Source organism: Enterococcus sp. DIV0213h, from assembly GCF_051711285.1.
Classification (GTDB): Bacteria; Bacillota; Bacilli; order Lactobacillales; family Enterococcaceae; genus Enterococcus_D; species Enterococcus_D casseliflavus.
The window spans coordinates 1,873,863-1,893,093 of the sequence record NZ_JBIOMH010000001.1 but is presented as its reverse complement, the minus strand read 5'-3'; the positions used below and the strand labels follow the sequence as shown (position 1 = coordinate 1,893,093).

Here is a 19,231-nt window from a genome sequence, read left to right as displayed (position 1 = left end):
GGCCGCACTTAAAAAGAGAAACCTCCGAGTTGATGTTGCTTCATTTGATTTGTCATAGGACATTTCCCCTTTCTATGTTGTGCTCATCATGTGATGTCGCTTTATTATACCACTGGAACGGGCAGTATGCTAAAGCAAATGACCCAAAAGAACATTTACTGAAACGAAGTAGATAAACAAGCCAGCAATATCTTTGATCGAGGTGATGATCGGTGCCGAACCGGCTGCTTGGTCGATGTTTAGTTTAATAAGTACAAACGGGACTAAAAAGCCAAGTGCTGCCGCTAAGGTCATAGCAAAAACTAATGAAATCCCAACAGCGACCCCTAACATCGGGATCCCTTGCCAAAGTGAAGCAGCGGTTCCAGAGATGATCCCGACGATCAAGCCTAGACTCAAACCGATCCAAACTTCTTTAAAGAAATGTCTGGTGAAGGTTGAAAGATCAATATGCCCTAACGACATCCCCCGAACAAATACAGTAGAGGATTGTGTACCAACGTTTCCACCCATATCCATGATCAAAGGAATAAAAATCGCAACGGCTGCCACCGACTCTAACGTTTGTTCAAATTCATCAATGACGACCCCAGCTAAAAGTCCAGCCACTAAAGTGATCACTAAGAATGGCAAGCGGACTTTCCAGATTTGCCACAGGCTGCCATTGATCAAAACATTACTACGGTCTGCTTCGTTGGAGGCGACATCGACCAAACCAGCGGCATTAAACATGTCTTCCGTTGTTTCCAACTCGATGACATCGATCGCGTCATCGACGGTAATGATCCCAACGATTCTTGATTCCTTGTCTACGACTGGCAGCGCAATGATATCTAGTTCATTTAGCAAACGGGCTGCTTCTTCTTGGTCGGTGTCAGTGGTCACATAAATAACTTTTTGGGACATGATCTCACTGATGCGTTGATCCCCTTGTGCTATTAAGAGATCTTTCAGCGACAAAACACCTTCTAACGTTTTCGTTTGATCAGTAACATAAAGCGTATAGATCGTTTCTTTTTCTTTGGCTTGCATTCGCACTTTTTCCAATGCTTGATTGACTGTCATATCTTTTTTCAATGTAATGAATTCCGGTGTCATCAAGCGACCCGCAGTTTCGGCTTCATACCCTAGTAAGAGGTTTGTTGCAGCTCGTTCATCAGGCGCCAATGATTGTAAAAGTTTTTGTGTTACGGTCGCTGGCAACTCATCTAAAAGCCGTACACGAACATCTGGCGCCATCTCATTCACAAATTCGGTTGCTCGTTCATCGGTGAAAGAGCGTAATAAGTGTTGTTGGGTAGCTGGTGTCAAATCTTCAAACAGGATAAGGGCTTTGTCTTTCGGTAACAGTCGGAAAACGATCACTTTTTCATCCGCGGATAAGTTGCTGAATAATTGTAATAGCGGCAGCTCTTCCATTCCTGATACGAGTTCTTTTAACTTTTCAGAGTCTTTCTTATTTAAATAATGTAAGATGGTTTCTTGCTGGTTCATGGGATACACTCCTTCTCCTATAATTTTGGTCAAAGAAAGAAAGGCAATCGTTCAGAAAATTGTCCAGTTTTCTTTCGTTTGAACGTTGTCTGCTAGACAGCTGAAAGTTTGTTCCGCAGCTGGAGATGACTGTTATTAAAACAAGCACCAAAGGGATAGAGCAGCAACTTTATTCATTATATCACATAGTTTTTTTAAAATATGAAAAATATCACTCGCAGACGAAAAATTCTTTTAAAGGACGTCGCTTGTAAAGAAAATTGACTGAAGTTTGTCAAGAACAAAAGGCAAAAGAAGCTAGCAGACGCTGTAAAACATCCCCCGCAAATGGTATGATAAACTAGTTGTGATTTTTTTACTCACCGTTTATTCTAAACCTATATCAATGAAAAGAGAGGCAATAAAGAGATGGCAAAGAAAAAAACATTGATTGGATCGGTCACTGCGCTTCTCGCACTCGCAGCAGTTGGCTTTGGTTTCCTACAAAACAATGACCTATTTCCAAAGCAGGAAACGCAACAATCAGAGGTAAGCACCCCTTCTGCTAAAGATATTCGCGCAGACGAATTGGCACAGCTAACCTACCAAGGCACCCAAACAATTGAAGTCAATCAAAACATCCCTGAGTTTTCAGAAGACGACCTTTCACTTGAAAATGGTGCCTGGGAAGCATACGGCGACCTTGACCACCTCAATCGAGCGACTTCGGCTGAAGCAATGTTGAATCAATCCTTAATGCCTACGGAAAAACGTGGCGATATCTCCAGCGTGAAACCGACAGGCTGGCGTAATAAACAGCTCCCCAATGGGAAATATTTATATAATCGGACGCATTTGATTGGGTTTGCTTTAGCTGGCGAAAATGCAAACTGGAAGAATTTGATCACGGGAACTAGTCAATTGAACAATCCAGAGATGTTGCGCTTAGAAATGGATATCAACTACTATCTCAAGCAAGACAAAAACCATTATGTTCGATATTCTGTCACTCCAATCTATCGTGATGACGAGCTGGTTGCCCGTGGGGTACAGATGCAAGCCCAATCTATTGGCGACGATACGATCCAATTCAACTATTATATCTTCAACATCCAAGATGGTGTCACGATCAACTATGCGGATGGCAGCAGCGAGATTTCAAATGAAGATATGACGCAACAGGAGAATGCTACAAGTAGTGAGAACAACACGACAACAGCCACTTCTCAAAACAGTGAAACAGAGGAGAAACAGAAAGAATATGTCGATCAACAAGGAAATGGTTTGATCAAAGGATCAAGAAGCGGCATCTATCATTTGCCAGGATCTAAATACTATGATGATACGACGAATCCGAAAGAATGGTTCAAAACGATCGCTGAAGCGGAAGCTGCTGGCTACCGTGCACCAAAATAAAAAAGCCTCTAGGCTTTTTTATTTTGGTGTTAAGCTATTCTTCATTGCCATGCGTTTGTTTTTCGTCTGCTAAAAGTGCTTGTCGCAACGCTTTGACATAGGCCTTCCCTTCGTCAGTAAAACGAACCGAACGTGACTTAAAGCGATAAGCTCGGTAAATTAGGCCTCTTTTTTCGAGACGCAGCAAATGACGATAAACCAAAGAGGTCGTTTTTATTTCTTCATTGGCACAGATTTCTCGTATGGTAGGTGCGCAACCTTGAGCTTGCATATATTCGTCAATGAAAAGTAAGATTCGATCTTTTCTAGGCATAAGTCCTCCTTTCCGCAAAACAGTCTTCACTGCTGCAAATTCGTAAAAACCGATAAACTGCTACCTGGTCTGCTTTTTGTCCGATCAATACACTGAAAATCTATTGATCTGTCTCTTTTCCCCTTCTTCTAACGAGTAAAAGTTCTTTTTATACGCTGAAATTTTCCCCTTAACGAGAAAAGCATCGGCTAGCAGCGCTCTTTGGTATTGATTTTATCAAATTTAGCAGCAAAAAATAGCAAATTTCAAAATTGTTTTCCTTTTTATTGACCTAAAAATAAATAGAGCTATTATTTTTTCTTAGAATTTGTTATTCTAAATTTAAGTAAAGGAGGATTTTATATTAGGGATCGGTTTATTTTTTGTAGGAATTACTTTGATAATCAACGGCTGGGGCAGCTTACTTCACATTGACTACCGCTCACTTGCTTTGATCAATCTTTTTACAGGTACGTTATCTTTTATTATCAATCTAATCTATATGCTTCAAGGCGCTTATTATGAAGCAGGCACTGGCTTTCTCTTTGCCTTCACGTATTTGTTGGTAGGGATCATTTACCTTTTTGATTTAGATCTACGTATTTATGGGATTTTCGCACTATTCGTAGCCATCAATACCTTACCTTTTGCTTGGGTCTCTTGGCAATGGGAGCAAGATCCCCTCTTTGCATTGATTTGGTTAACATGGGGAGCGTTATGGTTTTGCGGCTTTTTGGATACGATCGTGAAGGTAAACTTTGGTCGTAAGATTCATTATTTTGCGATCGCTTGTGGTATCTTCACTACGTGGGTCCCAGGCTTGCTGATGCTAGTAGATCTCTATTAAAAAAGAGTGATTATCTCAATGATAATCGCTCTTTTTTAATAGGAAAATTTAGAAAAATTGTTTTTTTCTAAAAAGTGTTCAATCTCCTGCATCGCTTTCTGAGGACCATTTGCCGGGAAATCCTTCTTTAACTGATAGGCTTGTTGGCAAATCTTCGGAGCACCAACCTCATTCAGGGCAGCTTCCAGCTTTTTCTCAGTTAATGGTTTTGTCAGCGCGATTGCATTGCCATACGCCACGCAGTACTGAATATTGCAGCATTGCTCATAGTGCATCCCAATTCCGATAAACGGCTTCCCAGATGCACAAGCTGTTTGAACAGTCCCTTCCCCACCATGGATAAAAGAAAAATCGATATGCTCATGCAATAGATGACTTGGCAGATATTCGGTCAAGAACAGATTCTCTGAGTCGTTGTGTTTCCCCTTGAGTAGATGTGTAACCGGAGCAATGATCGCTAGTTCCGAACGGTTTCGCAAGAAAGCTAAGATTTTTCGCACCATGCGCGGATTCCCCGAACTGCCCATCGCAAAATAAACGATTCATTTTCTTTCCCGCCGCTTTTGTTGAATAAAAGTCAACACTTCGTCTGGTAAAGAAGACCCGAGCTTCGCAAAAATCGGCCCAACGATTTGATAATTTTCTGGCAGCTGCTCTTTCGTTAAAAATAAATCAGGAGTGGTGATGAGATTTAAATCAGCGTCCATCATTCGTAAGCTCGTTTCAGGCATAAAAAGTTTTTCTGTTTGAGCAGCGTGTTTGAATGCTCGGGGCATCCAGCGGGATTTTACTAATTGTTTTCTTATCCAATACCAAAGTGGTTTCCTTAGCGGTCCGAAGAAACGCAAACTAGAAGGGATAAATGCGCTATCTGATCGAAAAAAGGGATCGCTCATCGCATAGGGTTTTACGTAGATTAAGGGAATCTGTTTGCTGCGAGCAGATAGAAAGATCGTGACATTCGATCCAGTTACAATGACCTGAGGAGCAAGTTTATCGATCAGCTTTTGTTCGCTCAGAATACGCGCGGCAACCATCTCTTTGGTGAAGGGATTTTTGATTGAGCGTAGTTGATCTAATTTTATGATCTGTTCCTCTTGTTTTTCTGTCAGAGTCGGCGTCAGCAAATGGTACGTAAAGCCACTTTCAGTGATAAGTGAAGCAAAGGTTTTTGAAAAACCAAAGAACTCGCAGTGGTGATTTCCTTGCATTTGTTTAGCGACTTCGATCATCCTTGTCGTTTCAGCCAAGTTGAATACCGCAGGCGCAAAAAGAATCGTTGGCATGAAATCCTCCTTATGTATCGAGTCCATCCACTCGTTTCTTTCCAGTATACTAAAAGTAGGCACATGTAGGAGAAGTTTTTTTGCAGATCTTCTCGTTCATCTTTTTACATTATTTAATTAAAAATTTGCTATAATAAAGAAAACCTTTCAAGGAGTAAACCAATGCGAAAAAAAATATCTTCCTTGCGGCTTAATACATTATCAAGCGGGCTCATTCTCTTTGCTTTCTTTTTCTTGATTCAACAATTTTGGGAAATGGTTGTTTCTGACTTTGCACTTTTGCCTTCGCTGGCATTCATCCAAATTCTCTTGATGATCCTTTCAACCTTTCTCATTAGCAAGTTTGTTAAAAAACGCTCGTGGCGGCAAGTGCTTTTTGGCAGCTACCTATTCATCATCGGCTCGCTATTTTCTTTCTGGCTAGCAAATAATCCATTGGAGCTGCAAGCAGTCATTCTTTATATGATAGGCGCTTTTTTTGGCGGCATTCTTTGGGAATATTTGGCCCAGCGCTTGGCAACAGATCTTCTGGCCAAAGAACATGAACCTCGTTAACAGAGGTTTTTTTCTTTTTCTGATAGAAAAGGCAAACATTCTTCGTATATAGTGTGAAGGGGTGAAAAAGGTGCAGGATGAAGAAATCATTGAACGAATCAAAAAGAAAGACTATGCCGGCTTAGAAGAACTGTTAGCTGTTTATGGTGATAGCATGCTGAGGACGATTCATAGTGTCCTCTCCCAACCGCATGAAGTGAGCGAGCGCCAAGATGTAGCGAACGAAGTTTTTTACGAGGTTTGGCAAAAGATTGCTGCGTATCAACCAGAAAGAAGCCGCTTGATTACTTGGCTGCTTTTGATCAGTCGTAGTCGTGCGATTGACCACAAGCGGAAGTTGAACAAGCGCTCACTGGAAGAAAAACCTGTTGATGAGCAGGAACTAGCTATTGAAGAATCACCTTTAACAAAGGAAACCTTTTTGGGCTTTATTGAAGACCTTGAAGCCCTCGATCAAAGGATTTTTCTGCTCTACTATTTTTACCAAGAGTCACCTGAAACCATCGCAGAGCAGACGGACTTAAATGTCTCAGCGATCTACAATCGTCTTTCCCGTGGCCGCAAACGCTTAAAAGAAAGGATGACTATCGATGGATTTTAAACAGTTAGTCTTAAATGAAAACAATTCACTGACAAAAATATCTGAACAAGAAAAAGCAGCAACATTCGAGCTGTCCAAACAATATGTTTTCTTGCAAGATCTATTAGAGGAGCTTCGGACGCTTTTAGCAAAAGACGAAACGATTCTTGGCTATCTGCCTTTGACGCCAGATGGAAACCTCGCCTTCGCCAATCAAGGGCTTGGCGCCTATGCCTATGCAACAACCGAGAAAGCAAAAGCATACCGTGACATCTTTCATGATACCCGCGGCAATCGTTTGTTAGTTTTCACAGAAACCCGCATGCTTTTTCTGGTCATCATCGACTATTTAGAAAGTAACACCTATTTCAGTTACCCCTATGAGACCATCAAGGCGTTCACGATCAAGCCAAGAAAGCTGATGAAGCACGAATCACCAGAGGATAAAGAACAATTCCATTGGGGCTATTTCGACTTTCAGGCAGGGACGCACATTTTCTCTGAAGTACTGACGAAAAAAGACTACGAATTATTTACGTCCTATCACGAATCGATCCCTGCACTCAAGAAAATTCCGATTCAAAACAAAGTTTACCGAGCAGCGAAATATCAGTATTTCCTGAGTAATTGGCATTTCAGTTTTCGCTTGATGACCGCTTTCAACCTGCTTTTCCTGCTGCTGTTTGTATTAATGATTCTCGGATTTTTCTTACACATTGGCCCACTGAAAGGATTTTATTATAAGGATCTGTTGGACATAGGTATGGTCATTTCCCTTTTTTATAGTAAGAACATTTTGCCATAAAAAAGGACTGCTGCTCCTTCCTAAGCATTTCTTTGGTATCAATTGAATAAAGCACCAGATTTTCTACAAAAGAGTACCCCTTGCAGGATTCAAGTCAAAATGAATGCTGCAAGAGGTATTTTTCGTCTCGGACAATTGGGATATTCCTAACCGTTCGTTTTTTCATTTCCTTTTGAAATTCTCAGATTTCTTGTGAACTTTTCAGAAGACTCCACTCATAATTTCATACATGCCTAATGGGATTATTTTTTCCTTCACGCTTGCTTTTTAGGAAGAAACGTTATGATGATTTTACTTGCTAGGAGGTGTGAAAAATCGAACTTATCGGACATTTGGTCTTTTGGATCCCGTTTTGTCTTTTTCTAGTGATTGGATCGTTTTTCATACAATGGCGGAAACGTTTCGTTTCAACCCTTATTGCAGCGATCCCATTTCTCTTTTTTATGGTAAAAATATTCAATTATCGGCACTATGAGCCAGATTCTATTTTCATCATCTATTTGGTCGGGCTCTTCTTGTCGGCGATCTTACTGATTGCTGCTGTCCGCCGGCTGTCAAAAAAAGCCTAAACCTAGGGTTACTAGAAAACAAAGACATTGCTTAAATGAAACCCAGCCTAACTTTAAGGTTCATTTAAGGTTCACGGACTATAGTCAATACGGACATAATAATTTAGAGCCTGTGCTAGCGGAAACTAGCGCAGGCTTGTTTGATTATTTATAGAAAATAGGACAAATCGCTAGCAGGTGTTGGGTAGGCAAAAATCATTTGGGCCAGCGCTTCTTTCGATAGCTGATTCTCCAACACAAAAACGAAGTGGTTGATCAACTCATCGGCCAATGCAGAAACGATCGTGACCGCAACGATGGTATCAGATGTGTTATAAACCAATTTGATTTTTGCATCTTGATCATTGATTCGTCGATAGGTATACCAAGAAGAAAGATCCATCACCTCGCTATGATATTCTGAGGCATGATCGGCAATCTCTTGCTCACTGATCCCGACTCTTGCCAGTTTTTCCGCACCAAAAACCAGCGTAGGGATCAGCGGATAGCGGATGGGTGTTTTCTGATCATCTATATGCTCGACAAGATAGGCGGCTTCAAAGCTGGCAACAGGCGTCAGTTTGGGCTGCTTTTTCGCTAGCACATCCCCGATTGCATAGATGTGTCTTTGACTAGTCTGCAAAAACTCATTAACTACGATCCCTTGTTTTGACGTTTCTACCCCTGCCTTTTCCAATTGCAGCTGGTCGCTATTGGGTCTGCGTCCCGTGGCACCAATCACTGCTTCTACGGTGAGAGACAATGCTTGTGTCTGGATCGTATAGTGGTTTTGTTCTTTCGTGATTCGCTGCGTGTTCTGATTAAAGTGGAACGAAACGCCTTGGTCCTGCATTGAACGAACCATTTCTGCGGTCAATTCAGCATCAAATCCTTTTAGCGGCTGGTCATTATGATGGATCACATGAACTTCAGCACCTGCTGCTTGAGCGATCATCGCCAATTCGAAGGTAATATACCCAGCACCTATGAAAGCAATCGTTGCTGGCATCTTTTCAAAGGAAAGAAAATCAGTACTGCTTTGTAAATGCTCCTTGCCGACGATGGGCAGTACGGCTGGACGCTGTCCTGTCGCAATAATTATTTTTTCTGCTTGAATCTCTTCTGCGTCCACGACGACCGTATGGGCATCACGAAAAGCGACTTGTCCGTAGTAAGTAGTGATCCCTTCTGCTAGTAACCCTTGTTTGGTTGACTCTGGCACCCGATCGGTATACGAGCGCTTAAACGCCATCAGTGCCGGCCAATCAATGGCTACCTGCCCTTGAACACCATTGCCTTGCATACGTTTCGCCTCTGTTTTGACTTCTACGCCTCGCATCAGTAGTTTTTTTGGATCGCACCCGCGATTGGGGCAAGTGCCACCCCATAAATCGGCTTCAACGATCGCCACTGTCTTACCTTTGGCTTTTAACCCATAGGCAGCAGCCGTTCCAGCTGGACCCGCTCCGATAATCAGTACATCCACCTTTTTCATCTGTCTCCTCCTTCTCCTAAAAAAATATTCCTGCGCTTTCTCTTCCCTTCAAGTATAGCGAATCACGGCCAGTCGACAAAACAATTCGCCTTTAGCGGCTCCTGCGAAAGATCACATTCAGCCCTTGAAGTTGCATTTGATGTGGTATACTTTTCTTGTCAGTTTAACGACAAAGGAGAATGAATGACTGTGAGTTTTAAACGTTTTTTTCAGCTCTTTCTTTTTTATTTTCTCTCGATTCTGGTGGCATATGGCCTGATTGCATTTCTAGCAGTAGATAACTTTTGGCTGGTGGTCTGTTTGATGACGATTGTCGGCTACCTCACCTTGGGTATCCCACTAACCTTATTGAGTTTAAAGAAGAAAAAATAAGACAACAGACAAAGACACCAGCAACTTTTCTAAGAAGCTGGTGTCTTTCCTCATTGATGCGATTATCCTAATACGATCTGGGCATCTGCCAATGCTTTTTCCACGACTTCCATCACCAGCTTGCTATGGGCAAGGCGTTCCTTGACAAAGGCCTGATCATTTTCGTGAATGGCTTGTGCAAAGCGGACAAATTCTTCAAACATACGATGTCCGTGAACGCTGCGATCCTGATGGCTTTTTGCCCCATGAACCGGTTCAACGTCATAACTGGCAAGCATATTCGTCGGCCCATTGACGATGATCGATCCTTTCGTCCCTTGGATCGTTGAACGAATCGTCGCTGTCGAATCTTTGGCGCCGATACAAACGACTTTTGTTTGTTCATAGTCTAAAAACAGCATGCCAGAAGTATCGATCCCCTGTTCGACATTAGCAAAATAGCGGACACTTTTTGGTTTTCCTAAAAGCCCGACGACAAAATGAATATTATAGATATTGATATCCATCAATGCCCCACCACCCATTTTCGGGTTAAATGCAGGTAAAACGGTTCCCTCTTTGAATAAATCATAACGAGAAGAATACTGCGAATAGTTGCATTCAATCAATTTCAGCTCTCCCAATGTTTCAAGCTGCGCTTTTATTCCTTGATAGTTGGCTAAGTACTGATTTGTGATGGCTTCGATCAAAAGCACCTTGTGGGCAGCAGCCAATTCTGCTAATTCTACTAATTCTCGTGTCTGCAACGTAAATGGCTTTTCACAAATGACGTGTTTGCCAGCGAGGATTGCTTCTTTGGCAAAGGAATAATGCAAATGATTGGGCAGTGCGACATACACGGTGTCAACGGATGGATCCGCCAAACATGCCCCTAACTCTGTGTAGACGGTTTGAATCGTGTATTGCTGTTTTAAGTGATTCATTTTTTCTAAATCATTTTCTGTCCCAAAAATAGCGGACAGTTCAAGTTGTGGGACATCCCCTGCCACCGTTAAAAAATCATGGACGATCATGCCTGCCCCTAAAATCGCTAAGTTCATCTTGCTTCCCCTTTTCTATCTTCTTAAATCATTTGTTTCAATACTTCGGTGATCACTTTATGATCCTCTAAATGGGCCAAACCTGACACACAGATAGCACCAGTGACTTTCCTGTCTTCGATAATTGGAAAACCACCACCACAAATTGCATAATGTTCGTCTTGTGCCCATTTAGCAAATTGTATATCTCTATCTTTTTGCGCATAGACGTATAGTGAACTATGCCCGCTTTCTAGTACCGTTCGTTCTTTTCTTTCAAGCCAAGGGCTCTCTTTTCGCCCTGCCATTAAAAATCGAATGATCGGCAAGCCCTGATGAACAACTTTGATCCCTACCGGCTTCGGGTAGTTCCTTTTAACGTACTGATCGATGGCAATAACCAACCGCAATGCGAGGTCATTGTCAAAATGAGCAAACTGCAGCTGCTGTTCTTCTTGCAGGATTTCTGAAGGTTCGATTCGGATCTACTCCTTTACGTTGAGTCAGTTGATGCCTTCAGGCGCTTTGTTTGTCAAAAGCCCCATAATCACTCTGCCTTATGACTCAGTGATCACTTGATTGATGCCTGTTTCTAGCATTTCGATTTGTAAAATCGTTTCTTCGTCTTTCACGATTTTCTCTTTGCCATGGATGATCGTTTCATAGACGCCCTCATACACACGGCTATAATCACCAATTTCAGAGATGACTTTTTCTTCATGGTAGTTCCCGTTAGCATCCATATAAGTTAGTGTGCCATAGTGCTCTGGCAAATCGATCCCAAAATCGGCATGATCTGGGAGATAAAACTGTTTTAGATGCTCTTCTTGTCGATCCTTGGTTTGTTTTACAAAAACGCCGTTTTCGCCATAAACGACAAAACTAGGCCGCTCTTTTAATCGGAAGTAACTAGATTTGACTGAGACTTTCATTCGACCATAAAACAGATCCAAATCGAAGTAATCATTCATGCGATTTTTTCCAAGCAATTGCCGAACCTCATAATGGACATCGTCTGGTTGTCCAAAATAGGAGATCACTTGGTCCAGTGTATGACAAGCGTGTCCGTACAAGTAGCTAGTATTCAATGAAAATTCGGTCACTGACCGTGGAATCTCTGGACGAAAATAATCATAATGCAGCTCTACTTCTAAGAGATCTCCGAGCACGCCGCTTTCGATCACTTTTTGCGTAGTCAAAAAATCGGAATCAAAGCGGCGATTTTGATAGCATTGCACAAACAAGCCTTTCTCCTGCGCCAGTGCGAACAATTCCTTTGCTTGTGCCGAAGTTTCCGTAAAAGGTTTTTCGATCAAGACATTTTTCCCATGAAGCAAGACATCCTTGCCTAATTCATAATGCAAATGACTGGGGGTCGTGACCACAACTAATTGAATTTCAGGATCACGGTAGATATCCTCTAAGTCAGAGGTGTAATGAACGCCTTCTAGTGTTGGCCAGGTCAGCTTGCCGCTTGGTGAATAGATCGTCTTTACTTTGATCTTATCCTGCAGCTTGGTTGAAAAAGGCAGATGGTAGCGATTGGTGCTTTTTCCGTTTCCGAGATATGCGATAGTTAACATTATGACGCCTCCTATGAATTGATAGCTTGATTATTGCTGATATCCTTCGAAATGAGAAGTCTTTTGCCAAAAACAGGTTCTTTTGACCAGACTTTTTCGCAAACTGCTCAGTGGTTCTGAACATTTTTACCAAATTGCCAAAAAGGTACAGTTTTTGCTTTTGGTTTTCTTTGTCCTAGGCTATGATTAGAAAGAGGTGGTTTGATGTTATTAGGAGATAAATTACGGCTTCAAGAAGGATTGACCAATACGGAGAAACGGATTGCCGATTATATTTTGCAAAATATCAATGATGTGCCTTCGTTGACGATTGAAGTCATCGCTAAGCATACATACACATCCCACTCTTCCGTCATTCGTCTAGCCAAAAAGATGGGGTATGAAGGATTTAAAAGTTTTCGCTTAGGTCTGGCTGAAATTGCCCATAATCAGATGTTCAACCCAACCTTTGTTGACGCGAATTTTCCCTTTTCGCCTAAGGATCAAACACCTGACATTTTGAAAAAAATGGCCGATCTAACGATCAACTCGATTCACAAAACCCACGCTCAGGTTGCCCCAGAAACGATGGAAGCAGTGGTGCAATCGTTGGAAGCTGCGCAACGGATTTTCTTATTTGCTCGCGGCGATTCTCAGATCCGGGCAAGAAGTTTTCAAAATAAGTTGGTCAAAATCAATAAGTATCTGATCCTAGCTGATGAATATGGGGATGATGCGTGGAATGCATCGAACGTCACGCAAAATGATTGTGCCGTGTTTATTACCTACCGTGGGAAAAATACGCAATACGAAAAAATCATGCAGCACTTTCGTGATGTCGGGGTACCAGTGATCGTGATTTCTGGAAACGCCCATGCGAAAATCATCCCATTAGCGACCCATGCGATCATCGCTTCTCATGATGAACGTGATTTTCTCAAAGTCGGCACCTTTTCTTCACAGGTCGCCTTTGAGTATATTTTAGATTCACTGTTTGCATTGCTGTATGCCAAAGAATACCAAAAAAATATTGTCGAGTTAAGAAAAAAACAAACTGTTTTGGAATCAGGGATTCTCTCAGAATACCCGTCAACTGAAGAAAAGAGGGAAATGAAATGATCAATTGGGGAATTATTGGTGCCGGAAATATCGCCAATCGCTTTGCTGCAAGTTTAGAAAATTTTCAAGACGCCCAGCTTTATGGGGTTGCTTGTCGTACGATGGAAAAAGCGCAAGCGTTTCAAGCAAAATTTCCGTGTGACGTCGTCTTTGATGACTACCAAAACCTATTAGATGATCCAACTATCGATGTCGTTTATATTGCTTTGCCACATTTGTATCACTATGAATGGATCATCAAAGCCTTTCAAGCGAAAAAAGCTGTTTTATGTGAAAAACCAGCAACCTTGACTGCACAAGAAATGCGCGATGTACAAAAACAAGCTCAAGCACACGAAGTCTTCTTTATGGAAGCTATGAAGCCACGCTTCACCCCAGCGTATCGCAAACTAAAAGCACTTGTGGATGGTGGTCATATCGGTGAATTAACAAGTGTCACGACTACTTTTCGCCGCCATTTACCAGTCGAAGGCAGTTCTTACCATTATCTGCCAAAACAAGGGGGTGCTTTACTGGATATGGGGATCTATAACTTAGCCTTTATCCAAGATTTTTCACCAGAAAATTTAACTGCCGAATTGATCGATTACAGCCTGTATGAAACTGGGGTTGATACCTACGTTGAAGCACGCTTTGTCAGTGAAGACTTTGTTGCAGTGATTGAGACTGGATTTGACCAAACAAAAGAGACGGTGGCGGAATTACAAGGAACAAAAGGGAAAATCACGATCCCCAACTTCCATCGCCCCGCTTCTTTTACCGTGACGATTGACCAAGAAGACACGGTCTATGATATTGGGTACGAGATCGATGATTTCCATTCAGAGATTCAAGCAGTTCACACCGCGCTTGCACAAGGACAACTCGAAAATCCCCTGATGTCCTTAACAGATAGTATTGCCTGTATCGCTTTAGCAGATGAACTAAGAAGCTTGCTAGATGCGGAAAAAAAAGACAATTAAGATCATGCCCCATCGTTTTTGAATAGAACTGACCAGTGGCTACCACTCGGTCAGTTTTTTGTCAAAAATTGAGCGCTTTCTTTGACGCTATTGAAATGGTTATATTATATTTATTGAGTATATTTTTATACAAATAAAAAAAGAAAGGAAAACGCTTATGACTCCAGAAATTATAACGTATCTTATTTGTTTATTGACCTTCGCTTATCTAGCTGTGACGGTTTTTACTTTTGTAAAAAATCGTCGGACAGGTGACGGCTATCGCCTCCGTATTTTTTACGTGTTGGCAGCAGCACTCGTCTTTTTGCTTTCCGTTTATGCAATCGCTACCGGTCAAACCTATGACGACTTAGTGACATCGATAAATGATCTTTTTCAATAAAACAACGACGGCACGAACCCCAGCGGATCTCTTCGTTTGTGAACCTGTGGTTGAGGGAAGGATCAAAACAGAAACGAGCCAATGAAAGACTGCTAATCGATGGCTTTTCCATCAGGATCTGCTAAGCCGAATCAATGTCTTTCAATAAATGATGTCTGATTTTTTATGGAGGTGTGCATGCTCATTCAGCTTAAAGAAGCGAAGCTTTCCGATCTGCTTTCAATCTACTTGATACAAAAAGCGGCCTTCAAATCCCTCTTTCTCCGTTATCAAGACAAAGAAACTTCTCCCTATTTACAAAGTTTCGAGAAGCTAAACGCAAAGTTTTCTGCGTCGAATACCACTTATTATTTAATCATGACCGCTCAGAAAACCGTGGGCTTTATAAAACTGACGGTTGAGCAGGAACATACGACGAAGCTATCTTCCATCGCCCTTCTTCCCTCCTACGAGAACCGCGGGATTGGTAGACAAGCAATGACCTTGATTGAAAGGCTCGTTCAAACAGATACGTTACGTTTGAATACGATCCTGCAAGAACCTAAGCTGGTTCACTTTTATCACTCGTTAGGGTATTCAGCAACAGGGATGTTTCAAAGCCCCTCTTCAGCAATCTGCTTTGTCTCCTTTACGAAAAAAATTGCTGCGAAATAAAAAAGCCATCTCGCCTTTCATCGGCAGAGATGGTTTTTTCTATCAATTGCCATCCTTTACAGCAATCATTTTTATTGGTCCTGCAAGGTGTCATCGGATTTTTTACGCAATCGCGGAATCTCTTTCACATTCATTAAATCTAAAAAGAAAGTGAACAATGGGATCCCGATGATCAAGCCCCACAAGCCAAAGAGATGTTCGCTAAGATACAGGAGAATAAACGTGTAAAACATCGGGATCTCTGTTTTATTAGCCATCAAGCGCGGATTTAAGATATAGGATTCCAACGCATGAACAAACACTATGATCAATAGAATGTAGATCACGTCATTAAATCCGCCGATAGAATAGGCAATAAACGTCAATGGAATACACGAGATGATCACACCAGCAACAGGAATCAAGCTGAGAAAGAAAATCATCAACGCCAAACTCAACAGCTGCGGAAAGCCCATCACCGCTAAGGCGAAAACAGTGATCGCTGTATTGACTAAGGCGATCACCAACTGCGTCTCGATCACATTTCCGAAAGCCCGCGTAAACTTAGCTCCTAAATAGTAAACATCTTCAAAGAACCACGCCCCTCGCCCTTGCAAAAACAGCCGAGAAAACGCAACGGTCTTTTTGTTATCGATCATAAAGAAGAAGCTAAGCAGAAAGGAGATCAGCACAGTCAACGCCAACTCACCGAAATTATACAGATAATTGATCACGACTAGAACGCCGCTTTGTAATTTCTGGATGTATTCGCTGGTCTGCAATAAATTCAAGACATATTCGATCAATTCATTATTGGAGTCTGTCCGTTGGTAGAAATCAGCAACGGAATTGACTAATTGGACGGATTGTTTGATGATGATGGGTACATAATTTGTTGCTACTAAATAAAGAATAAAAACAATCAAGCTGTAGGTCAGGATGCTCGTAAGCTTGATGGGCAGATGGCTTTTTCGATGGAGCAAAAGAACCAGCCGATAAATCAGATACGTAAAGATAAAGGTCAGCAAAAGAATGGTCATCAGACTGCGAAACAAAAAAAGAATGCCCGCAAGCATAAACAGGACCGTCCAGCGCCGCAACACAAGATTTTGAAGAAAAGCATTATAGTATTTCATCTGTAACTCCTTTATTCGTTGCAATGGAGCAACGAAGCATTTCAGTAGTGCCTAAGAATTATCTAATCATTAAACTATGCAAATAGCAAGAGATTTTATTTTTCTTAATCGAGCGAAAAAATGAAACAAAAAATCCTTAGAAGAATCGTTGCCTTTCTTCTAAGGAAAAGAGTTATTGGTAAACGGTCTTTCCTTCGTTTACGGGTAAAACCGAGTTGATGGACAATAAAAAGAAGCTGGCAGCCAACAGATCAGCACTGCCGCCTGGAGACACATTTTCTGACTGGCAGAAGGCTGCTAGTGCATGAAATGCTGGGTTCGGCAACGCTTGCTGATTGGCTTTTTGTGCGAGTTGCTGAACCAGTGCCAGTACCTCTTGATTGCTGCGGTATAAAATACACGTATCGTCCAGCGTAGCGATGATTGCCAACAGCATGTGGAGCCTTTTTTTGGTCTCATTGGAACAATCCCGAGAAAAGTAATCCGCTAGAGCGATTTGAACATGTGGGAACCCAGCAGCAGCTTCCCCATACGCACCGAGATGTCCATATTTGGCTTGAACAGTTTTGCCATGACTTTCTGTTTGTTGAATCAGCGCACGATCAGGAAATGCAGTGAGAAATTGGATATCAGAAAAGACTTCTGGTAAAAAAATCCGCTGTTTGCGACTAAGTTGGCTACTGACGGCGCTGATGAGCAAGCCTAATGCCCAGATGGCTCCTTTATGAGTGTTGATGCCACCAGTGGCTGCCAACATCGCCTGTTCTGCCTTCCGACCGATGGCAGCGATTGCTTCCCGCAACTCTTGAGACATGCTGCTTCCCCAAGACACCAAGGCCATTTCTTCAAAGTATGGCGTCAATGCTCGAGCTGATCGCAGAAAGAGTGCTTGATCCATATCGTGATGGGCACCTGAATCAATGGCATCCACTAACCCAGGTTTTGGGGACAATGTCACTTCTGCAATCAAGGCTTCTTCTACCAATTGGGCGAGTCGTCGACAATTTTCTTCTACAGCTAATGCAAACATCCAACTCCTCCTCTAGTTTTTGATTTGACCTTTGATCGTTACCCATAAAACATGCAAAACATAGCTTGTTAAAAAACCACAGCTGGCAGTTGCCAAATAAGCGACGATGATCATGATGCCCATTGGCAGTTGCAGCAACAAATCTTTGAAGCATAGCAACAAGACTTGAAAGACAAAAACATTGGCAAGATAGGTCCGATACGCATAAGTAGACAGCCACTTAAATGTCCCTAACTGAGGGGCATTGTTTTTGATCATAGTTGATCCAAACATAAAGACTGCAAAAATCAATACTAAGCTATATAAGCTTTGCAATGTATTTAAATACGGTGCATGAGCGAAACTTAGATCACCTGCATAATGTAGCAGATGATTGGCAGATAATAGCCCTAATGCTAAGCCCACTGGCAAGAAAGCGTAGCGAATCTTGTATAGGAAGCGATAAACGGTTTCGTGATAAATCAAAGCGGCTTCGCCATAGATCCCGTAGATCACAAAGCTAAAGACAAACCGATCCAATAAATACCAGCTTTCATGATGCGGTCCTTCAAAAACTTGGCGATCATAAAATACATACCAAACGACATACAAAGCAGTTGTGACGATCAATACTGGCCAAACAGCTTTTTTCTTCGTCAACACTTTGTAGCCTAACCAGACAAAAAACGGCATCAACAATTGGATCTGCAGCATCATGATCGTATACCATAAGTGTGGCGCCGCATCCCCCGTCACATATTTCAGTAAAAACGTTGCTGTGTCAGTATAAGGTTTTCCTTGTTGGACAGCGGGAAACAGCCATAAATAAGCCGTCGTCCAAAGCACATATGGCACGACAAGTTCAAAAAACTTTTCTTTCAAAAATTCTAGATAAGACAGATGTTGACTAGTCTTAACCATGTTATAAACAATAGCAAAAATAAACAGGGGTGCGGTAAATTTCACCAAGACATAAAAGGTACCGATGAATGCTGCAGTCTTTTCATCTTGGGTATTGGATAAGGCAAAAGTCAAAATCGTTTGCATCATTACTGCTGTCACGGCAAATACTTTTTGGAAATCACTGATGTTGATTTTTAAATCGTTGTTCTCAAACATGTTTTTCGCTCACTTTTCTAATAATTACCAAATCTCAGTGGTGAGTTTTGGCCCTTCGTCTGTTTTTACTAAGATTTTTTTTGATGGATGTTCCAAATACTCCTTTAAGGCAAACCCGCCTTGTTTTGTGATAACTTGAACATCGATCTGTTGAAAAAAGGCTGCCTGCTTTTCCAATAGTTCCAGTGGCAGCTTTTCTTTCGTGTCGGCATAAAGCAACAGATCTAAATCACTGGTCGGCTTGATTGCTGCCTGTTTTGCAGCCAATTCAAAACCCAAGCTGCCACCGATTCCCCAAGAATAGTGCTTCAATAAAAGCCGTGCTTGTTGATAGCTGCGGTAAACTGGATAATTGGCTACTTCATTGAATCGAAAGCTCTCACGAGTGATCAATTCCCAAGGATGGATCGTTCGTTTGATCATGTTGCAGGGTGCCTCAAAGGCAAACCGTTCTTGCCGCTTTTCCCCGCGCAACCCCACTGGTAAATAGCTGGGGTTACGGGGTTTCCCACGACGGACGGTCGCAAAAAGCTGTTCTTTTTCAGAAAACCATTTGGGAATATCAATCATATCAAGAACTTCTTTATCTAATTGAACGATATCGTGGGCACGGTTCATTCG

Annotated in this window: 20 protein-coding genes and 1 pseudogene; 10 read left to right on the top strand and 11 right to left on the bottom strand. The window is 41.9% G+C overall.

The annotated features are described in order from the left end of the window. Positions 1 to 129: 129 nt before the first annotated feature. Complete coding sequence (gene mgtE, locus IGI77_RS08580; protein WP_010748340.1) at positions 130 to 1,494, bottom strand: magnesium transporter; 1,365 nt, start codon at positions 1,492 to 1,494, stop codon at positions 130 to 132. 408 nt (positions 1,495 to 1,902) lie between these two features. Here mgtE and IGI77_RS08575 point away from each other — a divergent pair, with 408 nt between their 5' ends. Next, positions 1,903 to 2,889 carry a DNA/RNA non-specific endonuclease gene (locus IGI77_RS08575; protein ID WP_086338215.1) on the top strand — a complete coding sequence of 329 codons (987 nt, stop codon included), beginning with the start codon at positions 1,903 to 1,905 and terminating at the stop codon, positions 2,887 to 2,889. A 34-nt stretch (positions 2,890 to 2,923) separates the two neighbouring features. Here the strand turns inward: IGI77_RS08575 and IGI77_RS08570 are convergent, their stop codons facing one another. Continuing rightward, positions 2,924 to 3,202: a LexA family protein gene (locus IGI77_RS08570; RefSeq protein WP_005226072.1), complete on the bottom strand. Its 279-nt coding sequence runs from the start codon at positions 3,200 to 3,202 to the stop codon at positions 2,924 to 2,926. A gap of 340 nt (positions 3,203 to 3,542) precedes the next feature. Here IGI77_RS08570 and IGI77_RS08565 point away from each other — a divergent pair, with 340 nt between their 5' ends. Then, complete coding sequence (locus tag IGI77_RS08565; RefSeq protein WP_005226071.1) at positions 3,543 to 4,028, top strand: AmiS/UreI family transporter; 486 nt, start codon at positions 3,543 to 3,545, stop codon at positions 4,026 to 4,028. A 35-nt stretch (positions 4,029 to 4,063) separates the two neighbouring features. On the opposite strand, the pseudogene IGI77_RS08560 reads toward IGI77_RS08565, so the two are convergent. Continuing rightward, a pseudogene (locus IGI77_RS08560) lies at positions 4,064 to 5,314 on the bottom strand (glycosyltransferase). A 162-nt stretch (positions 5,315 to 5,476) separates the two neighbouring features. Between IGI77_RS08560 and IGI77_RS08555 the strand changes: the two are divergent. From IGI77_RS08555 to IGI77_RS08545, 3 genes are all read left to right on the top strand, one after another. Continuing rightward, positions 5,477 to 5,869, top strand: coding sequence for a hypothetical protein (locus IGI77_RS08555; RefSeq protein ID WP_438769868.1), 393 nt, complete (start codon positions 5,477 to 5,479; stop codon positions 5,867 to 5,869). Positions 5,870 to 5,930: 61 nt separating this feature from the next. Then, positions 5,931 to 6,470, top strand: coding sequence for a sigma-70 family RNA polymerase sigma factor (locus IGI77_RS08550; protein WP_051095336.1), 540 nt, complete (start codon positions 5,931 to 5,933; stop codon positions 6,468 to 6,470). Next, positions 6,460 to 7,254, top strand: a complete 795-nt coding sequence (locus tag IGI77_RS08545) for a hypothetical protein (RefSeq protein ID WP_016609351.1) — start codon at positions 6,460 to 6,462, stop codon at positions 7,252 to 7,254. Before IGI77_RS08550 ends, IGI77_RS08545 begins: the two co-directional genes overlap by 11 nt. A 717-nt stretch (positions 7,255 to 7,971) precedes the next feature. Here the strand turns inward: IGI77_RS08545 and IGI77_RS08540 are convergent. Beyond that, entirely contained in the window at positions 7,972 to 9,297 is a 1,326-nt protein-coding gene (locus IGI77_RS08540) for a dihydrolipoyl dehydrogenase family protein (RefSeq protein ID WP_438769867.1), read from the bottom strand. 183 nt (positions 9,298 to 9,480) lie between these two features. Here IGI77_RS08540 and IGI77_RS08535 point away from each other — a divergent pair, with 183 nt between their 5' ends. Continuing rightward, positions 9,481 to 9,669, top strand: coding sequence for a hypothetical protein (locus IGI77_RS08535; protein ID WP_005226063.1), 189 nt, complete (start codon positions 9,481 to 9,483; stop codon positions 9,667 to 9,669). Between the two features lie 62 nt (positions 9,670 to 9,731). Here the strand turns inward: IGI77_RS08535 and IGI77_RS08530 are convergent, their stop codons facing one another. The 3 genes from IGI77_RS08530 to IGI77_RS08520 all read right to left on the bottom strand — a co-directional run bounded on the left by IGI77_RS08530 (position 9,732) and on the right by IGI77_RS08520 (position 12,271). Further along, on the bottom strand, positions 9,732 to 10,709 hold the full coding sequence (locus IGI77_RS08530; protein ID WP_438769866.1) for a Gfo/Idh/MocA family protein: 978 nt from the start codon (positions 10,707 to 10,709) through the stop codon (positions 9,732 to 9,734). Between the two features lie 23 nt (positions 10,710 to 10,732). After that, a complete protein-coding gene (locus tag IGI77_RS08525) occupies positions 10,733 to 11,131 on the bottom strand; it encodes a heme-binding protein (RefSeq protein ID WP_080542651.1) in 399 nt (132 codons plus the stop codon). Positions 11,132 to 11,245: 114 nt separating this feature from the next. Further along, entirely contained in the window at positions 11,246 to 12,271 is a 1,026-nt protein-coding gene (locus IGI77_RS08520) for a Gfo/Idh/MocA family oxidoreductase (protein ID WP_438769865.1), read from the bottom strand. Between the two features lie 204 nt (positions 12,272 to 12,475). On the opposite strand from IGI77_RS08520, the gene IGI77_RS08515 reads away from it, so the two are divergent. The 4 genes from IGI77_RS08515 to IGI77_RS08500 all read left to right on the top strand — a co-directional run bounded on the left by IGI77_RS08515 (position 12,476) and on the right by IGI77_RS08500 (position 15,367). After that, entirely contained in the window at positions 12,476 to 13,369 is an 894-nt protein-coding gene (locus IGI77_RS08515) for a MurR/RpiR family transcriptional regulator (protein WP_128489631.1), read from the top strand. Then, positions 13,366 to 14,331: a Gfo/Idh/MocA family protein gene (locus tag IGI77_RS08510; RefSeq protein WP_438769863.1), complete on the top strand. Its 966-nt coding sequence runs from the start codon at positions 13,366 to 13,368 to the stop codon at positions 14,329 to 14,331. The genes IGI77_RS08515 and IGI77_RS08510 overlap by 4 nt, the downstream gene beginning before the upstream one ends. A 157-nt stretch (positions 14,332 to 14,488) precedes the next feature. Next, positions 14,489 to 14,713, top strand: a complete 225-nt coding sequence (locus IGI77_RS08505; RefSeq protein ID WP_005226057.1) for a hypothetical protein — start codon at positions 14,489 to 14,491, stop codon at positions 14,711 to 14,713. Positions 14,714 to 14,890: 177 nt separating this feature from the next. Next, entirely contained in the window at positions 14,891 to 15,367 is a 477-nt protein-coding gene (locus IGI77_RS08500) for a GNAT family N-acetyltransferase (protein WP_167821864.1), read from the top strand. 71 nt (positions 15,368 to 15,438) lie between these two features. Here IGI77_RS08500 and IGI77_RS08495 read toward each other — a convergent pair whose 3' ends face one another. From IGI77_RS08495 to IGI77_RS08480, 4 genes are all read right to left on the bottom strand, one after another. Further along, positions 15,439 to 16,482: an AI-2E family transporter gene (locus tag IGI77_RS08495; protein WP_005226055.1), complete on the bottom strand. Its 1,044-nt coding sequence runs from the start codon at positions 16,480 to 16,482 to the stop codon at positions 15,439 to 15,441. A 172-nt stretch (positions 16,483 to 16,654) separates the two neighbouring features. Further along, positions 16,655 to 17,512, bottom strand: a complete 858-nt coding sequence (locus IGI77_RS08490) for a triphosphoribosyl-dephospho-CoA synthase (protein ID WP_438769861.1) — start codon at positions 17,510 to 17,512, stop codon at positions 16,655 to 16,657. 12 nt (positions 17,513 to 17,524) lie between these two features. Next, positions 17,525 to 18,610, bottom strand: a complete 1,086-nt coding sequence (locus IGI77_RS08485) for an acyltransferase family protein (protein ID WP_438769860.1) — start codon at positions 18,608 to 18,610, stop codon at positions 17,525 to 17,527. 24 nt (positions 18,611 to 18,634) lie between these two features. Continuing rightward, entirely contained in the window at positions 18,635 to 19,228 is a 594-nt protein-coding gene (locus tag IGI77_RS08480) for a malonate decarboxylase holo-ACP synthase (protein WP_016620112.1), read from the bottom strand. Positions 19,229 to 19,231: the final 3 nt, after the last annotated feature.